Source organism: Trinickia dabaoshanensis, assembly GCF_002879885.1.
In the GTDB taxonomy this organism is placed as follows: Bacteria; Pseudomonadota; Gammaproteobacteria; order Burkholderiales; family Burkholderiaceae; genus Trinickia; species Trinickia dabaoshanensis.
Genome location: NZ_PNYA01000030.1, coordinates 48,317 through 66,791 on the forward strand (window position 1 = coordinate 48,317; position 18,475 = coordinate 66,791).

At 61.5% G+C, this 18,475-nt stretch carries 19 protein-coding genes; 4 read left to right on the top strand and 15 right to left on the bottom strand.

The annotated features are described in order from the left end of the window. Positions 1–362: 362 nt before the first annotated feature. The 7 genes from C0Z18_RS26535 to C0Z18_RS26565 all read right to left on the bottom strand — a co-directional run bounded on the left by C0Z18_RS26535 (position 363) and on the right by C0Z18_RS26565 (position 5,857). On the bottom strand, positions 363–695 hold the full coding sequence (locus tag C0Z18_RS26535; protein WP_069302012.1) for a DUF4148 domain-containing protein: 333 nt from the start codon (positions 693–695) through the stop codon (positions 363–365). Between the two features lie 269 nt (positions 696–964). Continuing rightward, entirely contained in the window at positions 965–1,906 is a 942-nt protein-coding gene (locus C0Z18_RS26540) for a copper resistance D family protein (RefSeq protein WP_060096539.1), read from the bottom strand. Further along, positions 1,906–2,280: a copper homeostasis periplasmic binding protein CopC gene (copC, locus tag C0Z18_RS26545; protein WP_009693495.1), complete on the bottom strand. Its 375-nt coding sequence runs from the start codon at positions 2,278–2,280 to the stop codon at positions 1,906–1,908. Before copC ends, C0Z18_RS26540 begins: the two co-directional genes overlap by 1 nt. A 63-nt stretch (positions 2,281–2,343) precedes the next feature. Then, the gene (locus C0Z18_RS26550; RefSeq protein ID WP_009693496.1) at positions 2,344–2,691 is read right to left on the bottom strand and encodes a copper-binding protein; all 348 of its coding nucleotides are present in this window, start codon (positions 2,689–2,691) and stop codon (positions 2,344–2,346) included. Between the two features lie 67 nt (positions 2,692–2,758). Then, positions 2,759–4,054: a copper oxidase gene (locus C0Z18_RS26555; RefSeq protein WP_060096542.1), complete on the bottom strand. Its 1,296-nt coding sequence runs from the start codon at positions 4,052–4,054 to the stop codon at positions 2,759–2,761. A gap of 1 nt (position 4,055) precedes the next feature. After that, complete coding sequence (locus C0Z18_RS26560) at positions 4,056–5,561, bottom strand: TolC family protein (RefSeq protein WP_069302011.1); 1,506 nt, start codon at positions 5,559–5,561, stop codon at positions 4,056–4,058. Beyond that, a complete protein-coding gene (locus C0Z18_RS26565; protein ID WP_009692898.1) occupies positions 5,558–5,857 on the bottom strand; it encodes a hypothetical protein in 300 nt (99 codons plus the stop codon). Before C0Z18_RS26565 ends, C0Z18_RS26560 begins: the two co-directional genes overlap by 4 nt. A gap of 833 nt (positions 5,858–6,690) precedes the next feature. Here C0Z18_RS26565 and C0Z18_RS26575 point away from each other — a divergent pair. The 3 genes from C0Z18_RS26575 (at position 6,691) to C0Z18_RS26590 (ending at position 11,187) form a co-directional block, all read left to right on the top strand. Then, entirely contained in the window at positions 6,691–7,362 is a 672-nt protein-coding gene (locus C0Z18_RS26575; protein ID WP_060082467.1) for a heavy metal response regulator transcription factor, read from the top strand. Next, complete coding sequence (locus tag C0Z18_RS26580) at positions 7,359–8,780, top strand: heavy metal sensor histidine kinase (RefSeq protein ID WP_009692901.1); 1,422 nt, start codon at positions 7,359–7,361, stop codon at positions 8,778–8,780. Before C0Z18_RS26575 ends, C0Z18_RS26580 begins: the two co-directional genes overlap by 4 nt. A 709-nt stretch (positions 8,781–9,489) precedes the next feature. Continuing rightward, a complete protein-coding gene (locus C0Z18_RS26590) occupies positions 9,490–11,187 on the top strand; it encodes a phage integrase family protein (RefSeq protein WP_021161050.1) in 1,698 nt (565 codons plus the stop codon). Positions 11,188–11,249: 62 nt separating this feature from the next. Here C0Z18_RS26590 and C0Z18_RS26595 read toward each other — a convergent pair whose 3' ends face one another. From C0Z18_RS26595 to C0Z18_RS26620, 6 genes are all read right to left on the bottom strand, one after another. Further along, a complete protein-coding gene (locus C0Z18_RS26595; RefSeq protein WP_146014103.1) occupies positions 11,250–11,435 on the bottom strand; it encodes a hypothetical protein in 186 nt (61 codons plus the stop codon). A 67-nt stretch (positions 11,436–11,502) separates the two neighbouring features. After that, positions 11,503–11,799, bottom strand: coding sequence for a hypothetical protein (locus C0Z18_RS26600; protein WP_146014104.1), 297 nt, complete (start codon positions 11,797–11,799; stop codon positions 11,503–11,505). Positions 11,800–11,892: 93 nt separating this feature from the next. Beyond that, complete coding sequence (locus C0Z18_RS33035) at positions 11,893–12,126, bottom strand: hypothetical protein (RefSeq protein WP_158244296.1); 234 nt, start codon at positions 12,124–12,126, stop codon at positions 11,893–11,895. A gap of 909 nt (positions 12,127–13,035) precedes the next feature. Continuing rightward, positions 13,036–13,230, bottom strand: a complete 195-nt coding sequence (locus tag C0Z18_RS26610) for a hypothetical protein (protein WP_102648433.1) — start codon at positions 13,228–13,230, stop codon at positions 13,036–13,038. Continuing rightward, positions 13,227–13,535: a hypothetical protein gene (locus tag C0Z18_RS26615; protein WP_102648434.1), complete on the bottom strand. Its 309-nt coding sequence runs from the start codon at positions 13,533–13,535 to the stop codon at positions 13,227–13,229. Before C0Z18_RS26615 ends, C0Z18_RS26610 begins: the two co-directional genes overlap by 4 nt. A 52-nt stretch (positions 13,536–13,587) precedes the next feature. Next, positions 13,588–14,004, bottom strand: a complete 417-nt coding sequence (locus tag C0Z18_RS26620; protein WP_102648435.1) for an antirestriction protein — start codon at positions 14,002–14,004, stop codon at positions 13,588–13,590. A gap of 174 nt (positions 14,005–14,178) precedes the next feature. Between C0Z18_RS26620 and C0Z18_RS26625 the strand changes: the two genes are divergently transcribed. Then, positions 14,179–16,221: a ParB/RepB/Spo0J family partition protein gene (locus C0Z18_RS26625; protein ID WP_102648436.1), complete on the top strand. Its 2,043-nt coding sequence runs from the start codon at positions 14,179–14,181 to the stop codon at positions 16,219–16,221. 107 nt (positions 16,222–16,328) lie between these two features. Here C0Z18_RS26625 and C0Z18_RS26630 read toward each other — a convergent pair whose 3' ends face one another. Beyond that, positions 16,329–16,901 carry a superantigen-like protein SSL4 gene (locus C0Z18_RS26630; protein ID WP_102648437.1) on the bottom strand — a complete coding sequence of 191 codons (573 nt, stop codon included), beginning with the start codon at positions 16,899–16,901 and terminating at the stop codon, positions 16,329–16,331. Positions 16,902–17,658: 757 nt separating this feature from the next. After that, the gene (locus tag C0Z18_RS26635) at positions 17,659–18,357 is read right to left on the bottom strand and encodes a hypothetical protein (RefSeq protein WP_233217500.1); all 699 of its coding nucleotides are present in this window, start codon (positions 18,355–18,357) and stop codon (positions 17,659–17,661) included. Positions 18,358–18,475: the final 118 nt, after the last annotated feature.

The following is an 18,475-nucleotide window of genomic DNA, read 5'->3' on the forward strand; positions in this document are numbered from 1 at the left end:
TTGTTTTTGGAACGGCCGGACCGCTGAACGGACGCGGATTTACGTCATCGCGGAGGACAGTTCGGTGGTTTGACGTGAAGGTTTTGGCAGGGATACGACGTTGGCAACCTGATGGCCCCCTGCCTCGTCGACTCATCGCCGGGGGCTTCCGAAGTCCGGGGCACCAGACTCGTACAGCCAGACAAGACGAGTAATGCAGCAAAAGTCACCGTAGTAAAACCTGCCACGCGACCGAATGGATTCACGTTGGGCTCCCAAAGACAGGCGATCTCGACACATCCGCGTCAGGCACGTCAAAGGGTAAGAGGCGGCGAACAGCAACAAGGCTCCGCGCTACCCGTCTCGACAGAGTGTGGAATTCGTCAATGCTGGGCTGCCCATTTCGATTCGGAAAGCTTATGGAGCTCCTTGTTGCGGGCGATGGTTGCTGCGCTCGGCGGGTAGTCATGCTTCCTGATTGGCAACAGGCCATCGTGATAGGCCTGAATCAGTTCCTGCCGGACCTGCTCCCGGGTCTTGCCCTGCGAAGCAGGGTTCCCGGATTGGCTCACGGTCGGAGCCGGCGAGACAGCGGCAGTGTTCGATACGGGATTGCTGTTTTGAGCGACGTTGGGATAGTCGTGGCCGCTATCGGCGAAAGCGGACGTGGCAGCAGATGCGGCGACAACCATGGCAGCGACAATTCGAATATTCATGTTTTCTCTCCGTTGCGAAACGTGGAGCCTCCATATGCGACTCCAATGAGACACATTCTGGAGAGGTGGCTCTGATTGAGCCGTGACGTGAAAATGATCTTTTGGTCACGCGGCGTTCATCTCCGATCGCACCACTCGAAGACGCGAAACCCGCGTACAAAAAAAGAGCCCGGCCAATCAGCCGGGCTTGCAAGGGATGGTCGCCGCACGAGAACAACGAATCTGCGTGGGCGAACCACCCGCGTGGACGGACGATGACGGCGTGTCGATTACGTTGTGCCTGGCAGCGGACTCGAGACGAGCACGGCGGCCACCATCAGCACGCCGACCAGTACGAGAGACTCCACATGCAGCACCATGCCAAATCGGCGAAGCGGCCCGCTCGGCACGGCCTTCGACGGATTTTTCAGCGTCGACAGAAGCGTCGGCATCTCGAAGAAACGATTGTGTCCGCCGAGTGCCGCGGCAACCAGTACGAGCGCAAGTTTGAGCATGAGCACTTGCCCGTAAGTCGACCCCAACAGATTGGCAGGAACATTGACTCCTCTCCAACCGTTGTACGCGCCGGTGCTGAACAGAACAATCAATGCATAGGTCGATGTGTCGGACAGCGACTGCACGAACGACGCGCTGGTGAGTCGTTCATTCCCAGGCGCATCGAGCAGGCGCGGCATCACGACATAGGTCGTCACCAGTACAAGCCCGACCCACGCACTAATGGCAAGCAGATGCAGCCAATCCGCCCAGACAGGCAGACTGAACAGTCCCGCATCGACAGGATGCCCACCGTTACTGCGCGCAAGCGCGACGCCAGCCAACGCCACCCATATCGCGAACGGGAAGCGGGCTTCGTTTCCTGACCTCACGAATGACAGTACGGCAATACCGAGCGTAAGAAACGCGCCAACCAACCACGCATGTCCAAAACCGGTTCCCGCAAGCATCGACCACACGGCCGGCCCGGCCTCCGATAGCGTTGAGTCGCTCATCAGTGCGCAATGCGCCCAGAACGAGAGCGTGCTCGCCAGCAACGAGACGATGGACGCTAGTCGAAGCGTGACGATAAGCCGCCGGCCGACCCGCTCCTGCCAGGTCGACTCGCCACGCGCAAGCCATTGGCCACTGAGCAGCGCACCGACGACGACGGCGAAACCGACGTTCTGAATGGCCACCGACACGAGTCGCAGGATGCCGAGGAACCCTTCGTTCATCACTTCACCTTGAACGTGTAGGTGCCCTTGGTCTTGTGTGCGTCGGCTGTCATCACGGCCCACTGAACCGTGTACGTACCCGAAGCCAGCTTCGGCACCGCGACTGTCATGACACGCGGATTAGCTCCGTCGACCTTTGCCTTTTCCTTCGTGACGGCGGTGCCGCTCGCGTCGGATACCTTCACCGAACTGAATGTCGGCTCGAGGTCTTCGTTGAAGGTCAGACGCAAAACGTCCGGCGCTACATCGACCGTACTGCCTGATGGGGGTGCTGCGCTTTCCAGTTTGCCGTGCGCAAACGCCGCGGCGGGTGCGAGTGCGATAGCGCTGGCCGCGGCGAGGCCAGCAAACCGGCTGAATGTGAAAGTCTTCATGTTCTTGCTCGTCTCGAATGGTCAAGGCGGGGCCGCAGAACAGCCGCACCCCGCCGGATGTCCTCACTGCTTCTGCAGCTTCGTCACGGTAAGTGCGCCGTTCACTTCCTCGGCCACGAAATCAATCTTGTCGCCGACCTTGACCTGCGAAAGCATCGCCGGGTCCTTGACCTTGAAGACCATCGTCATGGCTTCCATGCCAAGGTTTTCAAGCGGACCGTGCTTGATGGTCAGCTTGCCGTTGGCGGCGTCAACTTTCTTGATTTCGCCGTGCGACATGCTGTTTTTCGCGTCCTCGCTTTGCTTGGCGCCACCGCTCATGTCCATGTTGCTCATGTCGCCTGCTGCATACGCACCAGCGGAAACAACCAGTGCACAGCCCATCGCAATCGAAACAAGTGCTTTTTTCATCGTGCATTTCTCCAGAGTTGAGTTGATGAAGCGGATGGCCGGGTCACGCCCGACCTTGTTATGTTGTTCAGCTGTCCGGCAGTTCGCCGGTGTATTCGTAAGCTACGGTTCCCTTCGGGTGCTTGAACCAACCCGGGTCGCGGTAATCGTTTCGGCCGAGCCCCTCACGCACCTTCACGACCGTGAACATGCCGCCCATTTCCAGCGGCCCGAACGGTCCCGTGCCCGTCATCATCGGCAAGGTGTTGTCGGGCAACGGCATCTCCATCTCGCCCATCGCACCGCCCGTGCTACCCATCGCCATGTAGTCCGGCACCAGCTTGTTGATGCGCTTCGCGAGGTCTTTCTGCGGGACGCCGATGAGATTGGGTACCTGGTGTCCCATCGCGTTCATCGTGTGGTGCGACTTGTGACAATGGAATGCCCAGTCACCGGGACGATTCGCGGTGAATTCGATGGCGCGCATCTGCCCGACCGCCACATCGGCCGTAACTTCCGGCCAACGGGCCGACGGCGGAATCCAGCCGCCATCCGTGCCCGTCACTTCGAAGTGGTAGCCATGCAGGTGAATCGGATGGTTCGTCATCGTCAAATTGCCGAAGCGGATGCGCACGCGGTCGCCCGCGCGTACCGGCAGCGGGTCGATGCCCGGAAACACGCGCGAATTGAACGTCCACATGTTGAAGTCCGTCATCTCGTTGACGCGCGGCGTGTAGCTGCCAGGGTCGATGTCGTAGGCCGCCAGCAGAAACACGAAGTCACGGTCGACCGGCATCACGCTGCGGTCTTTCGGGTGCACGATGAACAGCCCCATCATCCCCATCGCCATCTGTACCATCTCGTCGGCATGCGGGTGATACATGAACGTGCCGTGCTTCTCGAGCTGGAACTCGTAGACGAAGGTCTTGCCGGGCGGGATGTGCGGTTGAGTAAGGCCGCCGACGCCATCCATGCCGTTCGGCAACAACATCCCGTGCCAGTGAACGGCGGTGTGCTCGGGCAGCCTGTTCGTCACAAAGATGCGAACCTTGTCGCCCTCGACGGCCTCGATGGTCGGGCCGGGCGATTGCCCGTTGTAACCCCAAAGATTCGCCTTCATGCCAGGCGCCATCTCGCGTACGACCGGTTCGGCCGTCAGGTGGAATTCCTTCCATCCGTTTTTCATCCGCCACGGCAGCGTCCAGCCGTTCAGCGTCGTGACCGGCGTATACGGGCGGCCGTTCGGCGGCACGAGAGGGGGTTGCGTGGTGGCTTTCGCCATGGTCGGCGCTTCGGGCAACGACGCGGCACCAGCCTTGCTGACCAGGGCCGCGCCCACCAGCGCTGCACCCGAGCCGTTGAGAAATTGTCGACGGGACACCATGTTATTTACCTTCCGAATCCATTGCCGGCGCCGATTGCGCCGCGGGAGCTGACGTCGATTGAAGCGCGGGCTGCGTGCTGTTGGGAGCGCTCATGACTACCGGTCGTTGCGGCGCCGGCTCTTTCGAATCCTGCTTGTCGCCGGCCTGCGGCAGACGGCCACCAACCGCCTGTTGGAGGTCCGTTTCCGCCAGCCAGTAGTCCTTCAATGCATCGATGTAGCTGTTGACTGCGCCGACCTGCTCCCGCGAATCGGCGAGCAACTCAAAGACGCTGGCGAGCATGCCGTTGTACCGAAGCAGAAGTTCGTCCGAGATGGTCTTGCGAATGGGCACGACCTCGTCGCGATAGTGCTTCGCAACGTCGTAGCTGGTGACGTAGGCCGAGTACGATTCGCGCACTTCGGAACGTGCATCAATCGCCGTCTGGGCAAGCTGGTTCGCCGAACGCATGTAAGTCGCTTCGGCCCGGGCGACCTTGGCGCTTCCGAAATCGAAAATCGGAATCTCGACGCTGATTTCGTAGCCGTGCTCGTGACCCTTGTCGGTCTCGTAGTTGTTCTGGTAACCGACGTCGAGCGCGTTGATGAACCGCGTGGCCTTGCTGAGCCCCATAGAAGACGCAACGCTTTGGGTCTGCAGCTTCGCCGCCTGGATGTCGAGGCGGTTCTGCATCGCATAGCTTTCCAGGTCGTTGAGGTCGGGCCTTTGCTTCGGCAGGTCGGGCAGACGGTCCGGGAGTGTGTATTGCGTACCCGCGCCCCACAGCCCCATGATTCGCGTCAGCTTTTCGCGTGCGACCACGGCTTGCTGGTGCGTCTTGGCTGACTGCGCCACCGCGTCCGCATAGAACGCCTGCTCACGGGCGTAATCGAGCTTGCTGAAGTTCCCGGCCTGACGCATGCGCGAAGCCAATTCCGCGCCGGCATCCGCCGAGTCTTTCACCTGTTCCGCGTACTTGGCCGCCTGCTCGGCGGCTACCGCGTTGACATACGCGCGGCGCGCCTCGGCCGCTATCTTGAGCATGGCGTCGGCGGTTTCGAGCTTCGTTTGCTCGAAGCGGCGCCCTTCGATATGCGCAGCGAACGGCAACGTCAGGATGCTGAGAACGTTCGCCGAGAACGTGCGGCCGATGTTCAGGTCGCCGTTGCCCGCGCGCGTCCGGCTGAACGTGAATCCCGGATTCGGGAGGCGACCAGCCTGTACCAGGTCGGCTTCCGACAGCCCCAGTTCGGCATAGGAAACCTGAAGACCGCGGTTGTTCAGCAACGCAACCTGGACAGCGTCGTCCATGCTGAGCGGCTTCGAGAGCAGTTCCTGCGTTCGTTTCGCCGCAGCGTCGCGGTCGGCGTCCGTCTTGACGATGACGGCGTCCTTGCCGAGCCGTTCCCTGGCAGTCGACGACACCGTATTGAACCCGCCGTCCTTGGAGAACGTCGTACACCCGGCGAGAAACACCAAGACGGCGACTCCCGCCCCCATTCGAGTAGAAACGAATCGTCGCATCATTTGGCGGGTTCCCCGTGCAACGAGTGGTTCGAATGGTTGTTGTTGGCCGGCTGGCTCGGCGTGCCACCGTGCTTCATGCCGCCCATAGACGGTTTGCCCTGGACAGCCTGATTCAGTTGCTGCCAGGTCGGGTTATCCGCGTCGCTATAGGGGCGATATCCCTCGAGGGCAGACGGGACGGTCACCGCCGGCACGGAGGCCGCTGCGTCGGTCGGGTCGGGAATTGTTGTCGTGGCGTGCACAAGCGCCGGCAAAGTAGCCGCCGCGCTCAGTAGCGCTGCAGTGATCAATCGCATACGTTTTCTCGTCGTGAGTCACCTGGCGGGTCCACGCAGAACCGCCAGTACGGATGGCACATCGCAGGTCATTGACCGCGATGGAGAACTAGACGAGAAGGCAGCGAGGAGGGCGTTCGATGCCGTCGGTCAGGAACGACACGACACCGGCGGAAGACGGCAGGGGAATGGCGACGCGGGTAGCGTCCGTGGATACGGCAACGACCGGTACGGCTGGCAGTCCTGTACCGAAGCAGCAGGATGCGCATGTCGAGCACGAATGCGCGTGGTGGGCGTTACCGTGGTAATGATGGGGATGGTCGTCGTCAGCGAACGCCACGCCATGCATTTCATGGTGGTGCTCTGACGCGGCCTGCTCCGCATGCTGGGTTGCCCCTTCTCCCGCGTCTGCATGCGCGGCAACACATTTCATCGAGATAGCCGCGAACGACTGAACCGGAAGGCTCAGTGCCAGCAACACAACGATGAAAAGTTTGCGCCAATACGACATGGGAGCGGAGTCTAGCACGCAGTGATAAAGGCTGTAAGTTCGAGAACGTGTCAGGGTGTAACCGATCGCTGTTTCGCTACGCGGTCACGACATTCGAGTTCAGCTTATCGTCGGATGGGTGACGACGGCGTGACCACAAAATGACCAAAATTTCATTGGCGGTCCCGGATTGGGGCGTGCCGAACGCTCCGGCAGTCGTTGGCACGAGGTGCCGATGCGGTACGCTTGGGGCGTTTCATGAAAAATCTGTCATGTAGCCGTCATTTTTCACTCATCCGGGCCGCCGTATGCTCCAAGCAGCACATTGACCGCGCGCATTCCCCGACAGCCATACGACATAGCCATGCGGATACTCATAGTCGAAGACGAACCGAAAATGGCGTCATATCTCCGCAAGGGGTTGATGGAAGCGAGCTACACGGTCGACGTCGCCGAAAACGGAAAGGACGGCCTGTTTCTCGCGCTGCACGAGAACTTCGACCTCATCGTGCTCGACGTCATGCTGCCGGAACTAGATGGTTTCGAGGTGCTCAAGCGCCTGCGGGAGCAGAAACAAACACCCGTGCTGCTGTTGACTGCCCGGGAGGCAGTCGAGGACAAGGTGGCCGGCCTTGAGCTGGGTGCCGACGACTATCTGCCTAAACCCTTTGCGTATGCCGAGTTCCTCGCCCGCATCCGGTCACTACTGCGGCGTTCACCACGGAATGCGCGGGACATGCTGCTCATTGCCGACCTCGAGGTTGACCTCATCAAACGGCGGGTGCGGCGTGGCGACACCCGAATCGACCTGACCGCACAGGAGTTCGCGCTGTTGCAGCTCCTTGCCGAACGCGAAGGCGAGGTGCTCACACGGACATTCATCACCTCCCAGATTTGGGACATGAATTTCGATAGCGACACGAACGTGGTCGATGCGGCCGTCAAGCGCTTGCGGGCAAAAATCGACAACTCGTTCGACAAGAAGCTCATCCATACAATTCGTGGCATGGGCTACGTGCTCGAGGACCGCTCGTGACGGTCCGGACCGACGCTCGCGCGTCGTATTCGCTGCTCAGGCGATTGACGCTCGCGTTTGCCCTCGCTGCCGGTCTGGTGTTCGCACTGACCGGAGCCTATCTCTACAGGTCGCTCTCCGCTGAGTTGCAACGACGCGATGACATCGAAATCAGCGGCAAGCTGAGCCAGTTCCTGCAGTTGGTTCGCCTGAGCGGTTCGACGAGCGTGGTTCGAGCAAACCCTGCGGGCTTTCATGAGGTGTTGCTGTCCCATCCGGGGGTGTATCTCGGCATCTACGACGGACAAAATGAGCCGTTGGTCGAACACACCGACAAACCTGGCAGAACATTGAAGGGTCTCGTCACAGAGACCCACCCCATCGGCAAGCCGTACGCCTGCTCGCCAGAGGGTATCGGACTTTCCCGGTGCATCGTTGCTGATGAGAGGCTGCCTTCCGGTGAACTCGTACACGTGTCACTGGTTCGAACGGCAGCCGACCGGCAATCGCTGCTCGAAAGCTATCGGGTAGATATCTGGTTTGCCGTAGCCGTCGGTGCCATCCTCGTCGGTGCGCTCGGCTACGCCGTTGCCCGTCGCGGACTTTGTCCCGTCAAAAGCATTGGCCGCCAGACGTCGACCATCGAGGCTCACAATCTGAACGAGCGCCTCGATATTCGTGGTGGACCTGTCGAGCTTCGAGAGCTGGCCGTCTCTGTCAATCGCATGCTGGACCGTCTCGAGCGCGCATTCGTGCGCCTTTCGCAATTCTCATCGGATCTCGCACACGACATGCGCACGCCGCTGGCGAACATCATCAGCTCATCGCAAATCACGCTGTCGCGCGCGAGGACGGCCGACGAATACGAGGCACTCATCGATTCGAACATCGAGGAATGCGAGCGCCTGCAGCGAATGATTGAGAACATGCTGTTCCTCGCGCGAACGGACAATGCCCAACTGCATCTCAAGGCGGTCGAACTGGACGCGGGTAACGAACTGCGCAGGCTGGCGTCGTACTTTCAGGGTCTTGCTGAAGACGCCGGGGTCCACATCGACGTGAAAGGGAACGCACCCGTTTTCGCCGACGCAACCTTGTTCAGACGAGCAGTCAGCAACTTGACATCGAATGCGCTCGACCATGCGAGACCAGGCTCGACCATTGAGCTGGCCGTGTCGGCGACTCAGAAATACTCCGTCGTCAGCGTAACAAACCAGGGGCCAGCCATCCCGGTCGAACAGCTCGACAAAATCTTCGAGCGCTTCTACCGCGCCGACGCATCGAGACATGGTGCCGCGAAAAACGCAGGGCTGGGATTAGCCATCGTCAAGTCGATCATGGAATTGCATCACGGAAAGGTTGATGTTGTGAGCGATGGCGTTCGTACCACCTTTACTCTTTATTTCCCGAGCGACGGTGCTGGACAAAATGCACGGTAACGGTAAGCCTATCCGGATCATGCCAGCAGTGCGAGCGATATCCGAGATAGTCCTATCGCGATCCTGCGATCCGGGCAATGGCCGACGTCGCGCGGAACCAGATCGTTAAATCTGCCTGGCAGCTCGGACTCAGCCGAATACCATGCCTTCCAGCTGGCCGGGTCCTTGACCTGGATCAATGAACCGTATCCACGACACCGCTTATCCGACGTTGAACTATCGGGACTACGTGGCGCCGGCTGTCGACGGATATTTGACGGTTGCCCGGTGAAACGGGCGGGCACACCCGACGAAGTTGCGAAAGTGGCCGCTCCGCTTATGGGCCCGATGGTGCGTGCACTACCGGCAGCGACATCCTGACGGATGGAGGCGTGCCGCGTCCTATTGGTTCGGACCGCTGGCACCGCGATAGTGTTTCGAAGGGCGGTTTCTACCTCGTTCAGCGACATTCGGAAGCTAGAGCGCCTCGCCGCCTGGCATACGAAAAAATCGAATCTTGAGGGCCCCCCAGCACGTTCACCGGGCTTAACTGACTTCCCTGTTCCATTGCTCCCCGGACCCCGACGCCCGGTCCGCAATTTCGAGGTCTGGGCATGGAGATGTGCAACGACGATCACGCCATCGAAAGGTACAAGGAAGGTTTTCATCACATATGGCCAGATAACGCACATTATCAGTCCGTCATCGAATTTGTTCTAAACTGGTAGTCATGAAAACGTGCGACACCCTCCCCATCGACAAAACCGAACGTGGCTTTCCCGACGAAGCCGAACTCGCGGCATTGCGCAGCTGGTACGCCGGCCTGGACGCTAGGGCAGCTGTCGCCCGCTATCTGGGCGACCGAAGAGCAGCCGGAACGTCCTCGCGCGGCGTGCTCGGCCGGATTCGTCGGCGGCTCGTCGCGTTCGCGCAGGCGCGCCATCGCGGAGATCTGGCAGGCGTCTTCGTCGATCGCCCAACGAAAGCATCGGCGGATCGGGTAGCCGGCACAATCGAGATGCTGCGCAATCTGCCGGAGCCCGTGCCGATGATCGCCGATCACGTCAACCTGTGGCTGCCCGCACGCATTGCCGGGGCTCTACATGCCCACGGCATCTGGACGCTGACCGACCTGACCGTGCGGATTCCGCGGCGACGTCGCTGGTGGTCGGCGATCGCCGGACTCGGCGTCGCCGGCGCGCGTCGCATCGAGGCGTTCTTCGCCGCGCATCCGGCGCTGACCGAACGGGCGCGAGCATTGATCGTCGCAGCGCCGTCGAGCAGCATCGTGACGTGGGAACAGCTGCGCGTGCCACACGAGGTCGACGGTTCGCGCGGCCAGTTCCGTGCGCCGCAAAGCGCCTGCCTGCTGAAGGCTTCGAACGACTATGAGGCGGTTAAATCCTGGCTGTCGCTGCACGAATCGGCCGCCACCCAGCGCGCTTACCGGAAAGAGGCCGAGCGCCTGATCCTGTGGGCGATCGTCGAGCGCAGCTGCGCACTGTCGTCGCTCACCACTGACGATGCAATCGCCTACCGGAGTTTTCTGCGGCGGCCGACACCGCGCGAACGCTGGGTCGGGCCATCGCGGCCGCGGCAAAGCGTCGAATGGCGGCCCTTCACCGGTCCGCTGTCCGCACGCTCGGCGGCATACGCACTGAACGTCCTGTCGGCGCTGTTTCGCTGGCTGGTCGAGCAGCGCTACGTGCTCGCGAATCCGTTTGCCGGCGTCAAGATCAAGAGCCAAGTCCAGCGTGCGGGGCTGGACGTGTCCCGTGGCTTCTCCGAAGGCGAGTGGTTGTTGATCCGCACGCTGGCCGACGGCCTCGAGTGGTCGTACGGCTGGAGCGAAGCAGCCGCCCAGCGCCTGCGATTTCTGCTGGACTTCGGGTACGCGACCGGTCTGCGCGCGAGCGAACTGGTCGGTGCGACGCTCGGCGATATCCGCCGCGACGAGCACGGCGATCACTGGCTGCACGTGCTCGGCAAGGGCGGCAAGCTCGGCAAGGTGGCGTTGCCGCCGCTCGCCCGCACCGCGCTCGATCAGTCTCTCGTGCAGCGCGGACTGCCGGTCACGCCGACGCGTTGGAACCCGGCGACGCCGCTCGTCGCAAGCCTCGAGGAGGATCGCGCCCACATTGAAAGCACGCGGCTCTGGCGCGTGCTGCGCCGATTCTTCGTGCTGGTGGCCGACACGATCCAGAACGAACGGCCGGCGACCGCTGAGAAGCTGCGGCGCGCGAGCCCGCATTGGATGCGTCACACGCACGCGTCGCACGCGCTCGCGCGTGGCGCCGAGCTGATCATGGTGCGGGACAACCTCCGTCACTCGTCGATTTCGACGACGTCGACCTATCTGCATAGCGACGAGGTGCAGCGAGCTCGGCAGTTCGATCAGGCATTTCGTTCGCCGGATCTCAAGCGGTAGGTGGGAACCAATCCCTTATGGCGCTTTTGGAATAAGTGCCGGCAATTTCATAACTTCAATGCTTATGATAGGAAATTGCGCTTACCTTGTTGATACCCCAAGAGCGCGTCGACGGCCTTTGGAATCTTGATCGCGCGGCCCTGCTCGCGCTCCCAGTAGAGCCGAATGAACTCCTGCAGGTCGAGACGGGCGCCAAACGTTCGCACGAACCGCTGGTAGTCCGCTTTGATCTGAGCTGAGTAGCACATCGTCGCCTCCGCGCGTTTTCCCTCATGATAGCCAGCCATAGGCACCGGAGCACAATGAGTTCAACGGCTATCGCGAGGCTCGACGAAGCGCGGCGCCGCGCAACTGCTCAAGTGTGCGTTGCTGTCGCGGCGTAAGCGGATCGCGCAAACACGGCTCGGCTTCGATCGTCTGAACGAATGTCTGCCAGACGATCTGTGGCACGCCGACGGGCGGATGGCCGATCGAGCTCAGTACCTGATGAGCACGCAGAATCGTTGCTCGCAGGCGATGAATCTCCCATAGCAATTCGAGAACGACTGGCACCGGATGCTCGTCGTAGATCTCGGCGAGGCGCGCGGCGTTTAGTGGGGCGCGATGCGGCATGGCAAGCTCGGACAAAACACTGTGTAAACATACAGTCTTTCGATCGAAAGGTAAACGCATGCCCGGGCAGGCTATGGAATGGTGTTCCGATGCCTACTCGAGCTCGGCCCAGCTTTGGATGACCTTCAGCTCATCGTGCGCGTCGACGATGCGTCGCTGCAGATCCTCCAAGGCATGGCCCTCCGCCCCTGACACGCTCACAGCGTGCGCGATCTGCCTCATGCGTACGAGGGCATCGCGACACTCCGAAATGTTCGAAACGGTCGCCTCACGCGATCCAGCCCACGTGGAGTGAATCACCGCTTCGGCCTGGTCGAAAGCTTGCATTTGCGGATTCTCACTCGCGCGCGCGGTGTCGGGTGCCGACCTATTCGCTGAACTGTCGGCCGGATCTCGCCAGATACGGCCTAGGCCAGCAACTTCGCAGAGAATCGCCCAGCTCGCGTAGGGAATCGGCGCGTCGCCTCCCGTATACCGTCGGATCGTCCGTGACCCTTCCTTGCCGAGTCCGAGTAGCTGAGCAGCTTTCGCCCCGCTCAACTCACCGAGGCGCAACACTTCGCGCACTTCGTCGGCCTCAGGGCGGATCCAAAAGTCATGCGCAGGTCGCAAGCATTCCGGCCGTATTGTGGTCCGTTTGTTCATCTATCAAGTTCCTGTTGTCGGAGTGCGCCTGCACTCCAGCCCCCACGGCTTTCGCCGCGGGGGATACACGCGCCCTACGGGCGCTTGACGACCCCAATCGTCGGTCTGCTCGTGCCCGTGCCGGATCGTCCCGCCGCTATTCGCGGCGCGCCGGCGCTCTCCCCACGCGTACCGCGTGGGTCCCCGTGCGCCTCGATCCGGGCGCGCGGCGCGCGCGAAGCGCCTCCGCAATTATCGCGGTTTAGCTTGCAGGAAGGGGATCGCGGCGATACGTGGTGGCCATTCAGCATAATGCCGATCGACGGCGACCGGCGAATCCGGAGGGGCACCGCTTACGTCGATGGGTCGTTCCTATGAAACGCCATTCGAGGGCCACCGTATGTACGGGTCGAATATCGGATGCGCCGCGCGCGTCGCATAGGCAGATCATGGGGTGACAAACTTCGCCGAAAGGGAGGGCCTGGTGCGCAGCGTTCGGCCTCCATCCTGCTGCTGGCTAGGCCTGAATTGATGGCACGGTCAATTGCTGTTGAGGTAGTCATATGACGGACTCCTGGGAACTCCCGCTCACTTGCGAGCGGGAGTTCGAGATCAAGATGGCAGAAGGACTTCGTACACCCCATCGCGTTCGATTGTCATCTCCGCCGATGGAAATTGCGCGATGCCGCTCACGAATTCGAACGGTCCGGTATACGGCAACATCGTGAGAATCGTTTGATCGCCGAACCATGTGCGCACGATGTCGCCGCTCACGAGTTCACGGCCCAGCTTTGCAACGATCTTCATTGCAAGCGGCCTCGGTGTTCGGCCGCCAGCGCCACGGGTGCGCAAGGGGGCAATTGGTTGAATGTCAGCAACGCGCCTTTCACGATTGACCGAAGCTCTTCCCGGCAAGAAACTAGCTCAATGCCGTCATTGTCGAGAATATCGACGACGTCTTGCAGGGCCTTTGCTGAGTGCGCGGCAGCGTCGGCAGACAACGCCATGCGATAGAGTTCTCCGCGCGCCATGTCCCGGTCTCCATACTGCCAAACCATGAGCAAAGGCAAGAGCGCGCCCAGCCATGTCGGGCGGGTATTCAGCATGTCCATGTGAATGTCTCCTGACGAGACCCGGCCCCGACCGCGAGCCGGGCGTGGCCTATTAGTCGATAGCGCGAAGGATGTTTGCGGCTTCGACGTGCTGACACGCGAACTCACGCAACTGGTGATAGCGGCCGATGATGGTGTCATCGAGCGTCTGTTCGGCGAGGTGGCAGAGGGCGAAGAGGGTGACAACGACGCCGAAGGCGTCCGCGCCCATCATGTCGCTGTATCCGTTCAGATGCCAACGGACCGCTACACGGCCCAGTTCGGCCGGTGCCATGTAGAAGCCCCCGTTAGACAGCGTGAAGAAATGCCAGTAGCCGCCGCGGTATGCGGTACACAGCCGTCCGGCCCAGTCGTACACCAGGGATTCACCCTTCAGATAGTGACAGCCAAGGAAGTTCGGTAGGACATTAAGCCGAAGCTCGTCAGGAACAACGGAAGAGGAAATGCGATCTTGATCGCTGGTGGTCATCGGAAGTTCTCCGGTTAGACACCCAAGGCGGGATGCCTGGGTTATCTGAGATCCAGCATAGGGCAATACGACCTAATGCGCAAGATATTATGCTTGTCATGTAGGGCGTAATGCCCTAATATGGAGTTGCTGGCCGGGCATGTTGCTCAGGCCGATTACCGGAGGACAACTCTGATGCACACTGTTGATGAGCAGAATGTTGAGCGCGCAACGATCCAGTACGTGCCGTATTCACGGCTGGCACCTTCGCCTTACAACGTTCGCAAGAGAGCCCCAACGGGCATCGAGGCATTGGCCGAAACGATCGCCGAAAAGGGCGTCTTGCAGAACCTTGTCGTGCATGAAATCAAGGGCCGCGCGAAAGAGCCGAAGCTAGGAGTCTGCGCGGGGCAGCGCCGAGAAGCCGCTCTCGATCTGCTATTTGAAAAAGGGCGAATTCCGAAGGATTACCCGGTGCCGGTGCTGGTCGTCAGCGAAGGCGAAGCGGTGGCTGCGTCGCTGATCGAGAACCGCGAGCGCGAGGACATGCACATCGCCGATGAGTGCATGGCGTTTCGACTGCTCGTCGACGAGGGTAAGAGCGTGGCGCATATCGCCGCTATGTTCAAAGTTCCGGACGTCGCCGTGCGACGCGCGCTCAAAATCGCGAACCTTGCGCCATCATTGCTCGACCTGCTGCGTGAGGACAAGCTCGACTATGAGCAGGCGAAGGCGCTTGCGCTCGCAGACGATCACACGACGCAGGAACGCGTTTGGGCGGAGGCGCGAGAGGGCTGGCAGCGCCGTCCCGCTCAATTGCAAGCGGCGCTGACGAAGGCGGAAATCGACGCACGCGAGAGCGCCCTGGCCAAGTTCGTCGGGCTGGACGCCTATGAAAAGGCGGGCGGGTATGTGAGGCGCGATCTTTTCAGCGACGATCCCAACGCCGGTTTCATCGAAGACGCCGACCTCTTGCACCGGCTCGCGACGGATCGGCTCATCGAGCTATCGCAGACGGTTGCTGTTGAAGGCTGGGCCTGGACCGAGTGCCGGACGAAATATGACGCGGTGGAAATCATGCGTCATGGCCACATTCAGTCTCACACTCGCAAGCCGAAAAAGACGGAGAAGGCCGAGCTAGCCGAACTGACGGCGAAGCGAGACGCAGCGCAAGCGGAGCTTGACGCCTACTACGACGAAGAGGGCGAGCCAGACGAGGCGCGGTGCGAGCGCCTTGAGGCTGCTGCTACCGCCGCAACGCTTGCGCTCGATCAGTACACGGAGCGATTCGAATCGTTCGATGCGGATGACATGAAAAAGGCCGGAGCCTTCATCTACATCGACAAGGACGGGCAGGTGTGCGTCGAGCGCGGCCTAGTGCGGCGCGAGCGTGCACCGACCCATTCGGACAGTGCGGCTTATGCGATCAACGCAACGGGAGGCGGGACACGATCGAAGGAGAAGCCGTTACACGGCGAAAAGCTGTGCAAACGACTGACGGCGCACCGCACGGCTGCTGTGCAGATCGAGCTTGCGCAGCAGCCGACCGTCGCCCTGGCCGTGCTGATGTACCGCATGATCCCCGCCGTGTTCCGGGATGTCTACGAGCGCACCTATTACGACCACGCGGTCAAGATCGAGGTACAGACGACACGCGACGCGTTGCTGTCGAATGCGGATGACATGGCCGAGAGTGTTGCATGGAAAGCATTGGAAGACGAGCGCGAGAAGTGGGCGCAGCTACTGCCGAAGCGCGTCGATGAACTGCTCGCGTGGCTGTTGCGGCAGGAGCAAGGCGTCATGTCGAACCTGTTTGCCTTTTGCGTCGCGGCCACCGTCAACGGCATCAGCGCAGCGGACCATCCGCATGCGATCAACGAAATCGCCAACACGCTTGCGGTGGACTATGCGCGCTATTGGAAGCCCACGCGTGCGGCATATTTCGAGCATGTGCCGAAAAGCCGTATCGAGGTGGTCGTGGGTGAAGCGGTCTCGCCGCAGAGCGTGGCCGAATTGCGCGGCATGAAGAAGGCCGACGCAGCGGCAGCCGCAGAGCTTCGCATGGCGGATTCGGGTTGGTTGCCCGAAGTGCTGCGCAACCGTGAGGTCCCGAAACAGGTTGCGTACGGCTATTGGGAAAACGACGATGACGAATCCGACGACGACGCGGTGGTGGATGCGGACGCGATGAGCGAACCGCCTGACGGAGGCGAGCAGCACGAAGCCGAGGCAGCGTAAGCGGCGCGTGCGTTAGCTCAGCATCGTTTGAACTAGCAGCCGTCCGGGCAAGTGCTCAGACGGCTGTTTGCGTTCGCATCACCAACGGAACGTATCGAGGACCCTGCTTAGGCGGGGTCGTCCTTTTTGGGCGGCACCGGATCGAAAGGGTTTGGCCACAGTTCCTTGACGACCGCATCCGCGCGCGCGCTTCGCTGCGCGGGTGTCAGCAGGCGCTTCTGTTCTCGCGTCAGGTCGGCAGTGAGCCAGTCGTCGGGCAGGCGTGCGCCAACGGGCGCAATCGGGCTGCGCACGCGCTGACTCGGCGACGTGGCCCCGGCGTCCGACCTCGATTCAGCGACAGGCGACGATGCCGGCGCTTGATTCACTTCGGTAGACGGTGCTTTCGCTGGCTGACTGGGAGCGGGGGGAGATTCCGGGCGTGTCGAGCGTGAAGCCCGGGCGACGATGCCCCGTTCGCGTCTAAGCCTTTTTAGGGTCAAGGCGAACGTTTGATAGGTGAAGACGAGCCCGGTCTGTGCGAGGTCTTCGATGATCGCGGCATATCGGACGCCTGCCCGGATCGCGCGCTCGACGCTGTCGAACACGTCGCGAAGCTGGGCGGTCTTGGACCTACCGTCGGAGGCGACGGAGAGGGCATCGAGCCTTTGTGCGCGTTCTGCGGCGATCTGAGCGGTCATGGCTGCACTCGCAAGAGGGAACGGCGACAGTATGCCGTGATTGATCGATCGATGCACTAGCAACGATCCGCTTGTGATCTGACCTTCTATAAAGACAATCCCAGATTGATCCAAAAGCGATTCAGTAGGATCCCGAGACGATCTATCCTCGGGTGGTCGGCTGCAAGCCGAGGCACGATAGATATGTTCGACAAATTGCTGACGCAATTTGCCGCCCATATCCGTGCTCCAAGGGGACACCCCTTGGAGAACCCGGCCGGCATTCGCCGGCGGTGTGGGCGACGCGCAACGCGCGTCGCCCGGTGCCGAATCTCGCGCGCACGCTGGCAGGGCCACCGCCCCCCTCCTGCAAAGCTGCTTTTCAGATTGCATGAGGTACTCGGGGCCGTGATGCGCCCACGCCCGCCGAGCGGTTGAAGGGCCACCGCAGTTTCGTACCCAAGGCGCGTAGCGCCGTGTGTGCCCCCGGATACGGGGGCGTGGATTCTTCTTTCCGGAGTACTGATAAAACTGCGCTGATTAAGATCCGACAATTAAGCGCCATTCATCCCGACAACTAACCAACAGCCTAGGCCACAGCGCGGCAGTTTTCGGCCGTCGTCTGTGGATAAGTCACTCAGGGGTCATGGTTTGTGGGGCGCTAAGCGGCGCTCGCCGAGCGTGATGAACGCGCTTCGTTCAAGTTAAACGCGCCGGCGGTCGCTCTGTCATCAGCGCTGCGCAACCACGATGAGGCGGAGGAAGGGGGGCGAGTCCGCTACTTTTGCTCGCTGCTGGCGACCTCATAGCAGCGCTCGCGGTCCCAGTCGGGGTGAAGGGCTTTTAGGATGCCGACGCGGCGGGCAATTGCCACGGTGCGATCGGTGGCCACCGTCGACGCGTCTGGGCTCTCCGCCGTGGCCTCGGGACGTCGGGTGTGTAAGCGCCGAACGATCGAATTGAGCGCGAGTGTCGCTTGCGCCTCGGCGCGGCTGCCGCGCAGTTGCTCGCGCTCGGCCTTTGCGACCTGCGCCGCGACGCGATAGCGGCGCATCACCGCCTTGCTGCGTTCATGGCGCAGCCACTTCGAAAGCTGGAATGCGCCGAATAGCGCAGCCGGTAATTGGCGCAGTGACGCCAAGCCGCGGTAGCTGCCGTCCTCCGTTCGCTCGGCGCGCTGCTGGGCCGTCACGAGGCCGGCATGCAGTAGGTCACGCATTGCACGTTCCGCTCGCCGCACAGGCAGGCCAGCGTGTTTGGCGAGGAATGGCAACGTGATGTTCAAGAAGCCGCCGTCGCGCTGTGGGATGCCGACACGCAGGCTGGCCAGATCGAGATACTTGAGCATGGCGCGCAAAAGCTGAACGCACGCAACACGGCGCTCGAGGCGCTGCTGGCGAGCACTACCGTTCGCGGCGTTCAGCGTTGGCAGATGGCGGCTCGGATCGCGCAGGTACGCGTCGAGGCGCTTCTGCATTTCCGAGAGGATGCGCGGACGGCTCCCGCCTTGAGCGTCGCTTTTGGCAGGCGTGCTCGCGCGCGCTGACACCGGCCCTGTATCGAGCGAAGGTACTGCGCCATATGCGGAGAGTGGT

Bases quoted from the DNA above. Each gene is read 5' to 3' on its own strand.
- C0Z18_RS33035 (WP_158244296.1), bottom strand. From the start codon at position 12,126: ATGCAAGCTTTCGACCAGGCCGAAGCGGTGATTCACTCCACGTGGGCT.
- C0Z18_RS26635 (WP_233217500.1), bottom strand. From the start codon at position 18,357: ATGCAGAAGCGCCTCGACGCGTACCTGCGCGATCCGAGCCGCCATCTG.
- C0Z18_RS26555 (WP_060096542.1), bottom strand. From the start codon at position 4,054: ATGGTGTCCCGTCGACAATTTCTCAACGGCTCGGGTGCAGCGCTGGTG.
- C0Z18_RS26540 (WP_060096539.1), bottom strand. From the start codon at position 1,906: ATGAACGAAGGGTTCCTCGGCATCCTGCGACTCGTGTCGGTGGCCATT.
- C0Z18_RS26620 (WP_102648435.1), bottom strand. From the start codon at position 14,004: ATGACCACCAGCGATCAAGATCGCATTTCCTCTTCCGTTGTTCCTGAC.
- C0Z18_RS26625 (WP_102648436.1), top strand. From the start codon at position 14,179: ATGCACACTGTTGATGAGCAGAATGTTGAGCGCGCAACGATCCAGTAC.
- C0Z18_RS26615 (WP_102648434.1), bottom strand. From the start codon at position 13,535: ATGGACATGCTGAATACCCGCCCGACATGGCTGGGCGCGCTCTTGCCT.
- C0Z18_RS26560 (WP_069302011.1), bottom strand. From the start codon at position 5,561: ATGATGCGACGATTCGTTTCTACTCGAATGGGGGCGGGAGTCGCCGTC.
- C0Z18_RS26535 (WP_069302012.1), bottom strand. From the start codon at position 695: ATGAATATTCGAATTGTCGCTGCCATGGTTGTCGCCGCATCTGCTGCC.
- C0Z18_RS26630 (WP_102648437.1), bottom strand. From the start codon at position 16,901: ATGACCGCTCAGATCGCCGCAGAACGCGCACAAAGGCTCGATGCCCTC.
- C0Z18_RS26590 (WP_021161050.1), top strand. From the start codon at position 9,490: ATGAAAACGTGCGACACCCTCCCCATCGACAAAACCGAACGTGGCTTT.
- C0Z18_RS26600 (WP_146014104.1), bottom strand. From the start codon at position 11,799: ATGCCGCATCGCGCCCCACTAAACGCCGCGCGCCTCGCCGAGATCTAC.
- C0Z18_RS26610 (WP_102648433.1), bottom strand. From the start codon at position 13,230: ATGAAGATCGTTGCAAAGCTGGGCCGTGAACTCGTGAGCGGCGACATC.
- C0Z18_RS26595 (WP_146014103.1), bottom strand. From the start codon at position 11,435: ATGTGCTACTCAGCTCAGATCAAAGCGGACTACCAGCGGTTCGTGCGA.
- copC (WP_009693495.1), bottom strand. From the start codon at position 2,280: ATGAAGACTTTCACATTCAGCCGGTTTGCTGGCCTCGCCGCGGCCAGC.
- C0Z18_RS26565 (WP_009692898.1), bottom strand. From the start codon at position 5,857: ATGCGATTGATCACTGCAGCGCTACTGAGCGCGGCGGCTACTTTGCCG.
- C0Z18_RS26575 (WP_060082467.1), top strand. From the start codon at position 6,691: ATGCGGATACTCATAGTCGAAGACGAACCGAAAATGGCGTCATATCTC.
- C0Z18_RS26550 (WP_009693496.1), bottom strand. From the start codon at position 2,691: ATGAAAAAAGCACTTGTTTCGATTGCGATGGGCTGTGCACTGGTTGTT.